The organism is Winogradskyella sp. 4-2091, assembly GCF_045765065.1.
Classification (GTDB): Bacteria; Bacteroidota; Bacteroidia; order Flavobacteriales; family Flavobacteriaceae; genus Winogradskyella.
The window spans coordinates 1-976 of sequence record NZ_JBJKOD010000044.1 but is presented as its reverse complement, the minus strand read 5'-3'; the positions used below and the strand labels follow the sequence as shown (position 1 = coordinate 976).

Genomic DNA, 976 nt, shown 5'->3' with positions numbered 1-976 from the left:
CAACGTTTATGTGTATGGTTAGTTGCGTGTTTCAGCAACTAATTTAGTAAACAAAAACGAATGCGAGAAAATTCCGAAGGAATTTTCCAAATAAGCACTTGCCAAAGCAATTAATTATACACGGTGTTGTAAGTAGTGTTTTTTCGCTTACTTGCTCAATTTTAGTATTCGGAATGCTCCTTGAATTACCAATGCAAAAACGATTGTTCCGATAATCAAATCAGGTTTGCTTGAACTTAACCAATTTACCAAAAGTCCAGCGATTATTACGCCTAAATTGATAATCACATCATTCGAGGTGAAAATCATACTAGCTTTCATATGTGCCTCGTCTTTGCTTTTTGACTTTTGCAAAATGTAAAGACAAATTCCGTTTGCTATAAGTGCAAAAATAGAGACGATAATCATTGTTGAAAAATCGGGAAGTTTCTCGTCTCCGAAAAATCTCCTTAAAACTTCTACAAATCCAATAATCGCAAGTGTTATTTGAAAATATCCAGCAAGTTTGGCAATCCGTTTTTTCTTTATTATTGTTCCACCAACCGCAAACAAACTTATTCCATAAACGAAACTATCGGCAAGCATATCCAAGCTGTCTGCAACAAGTCCCATAGATTTTGAGATAATTCCTGTTGTCATTTCGATAATGAAAAAAGCAAAATTTATTACAAGTACAGACCAAAGTAGTTTTTTCTGATTTTCATTTTCTTTAAATTCCGTTTGGTCGGTTTGTTCCGTTGAGATTTTCTTTCCGCCTAAATTTAGTTTGATAACTGACTTTTCGATTTGGTCAATTTCTCCGCTGTGAAAAACGGTCAATTTTCGATTCGGAATATCAAAGTCCAAATTCGCAATGCTCGAAATTCCGTCCAATTTCATTCGGATAAGATTTTCCTCAGATGGACAGTCCATTTTGGTAATTTCAAATATTGTCTTTTTCACTCGGTTTTTTTGGGTTTCGGCATTACTTACAACG

Annotated in this window: 1 protein-coding gene; it reads right to left on the bottom strand. The window is 34.5% G+C overall.

Going from position 1 to position 976, the window contains the following annotated elements; all coding sequences use genetic code 11:
• Nucleotides 1-147: 147 nt before the first annotated feature.
• Nucleotides 148-942 (bottom strand): cation transporter, encoded by a 795-nt coding sequence (locus tag ACJBCC_RS17230; protein ID WP_407557925.1) that lies wholly within the window; start codon nucleotides 940-942, stop codon nucleotides 148-150.
• Between the last annotated feature and the right edge of the window lie 34 nt (nucleotides 943-976).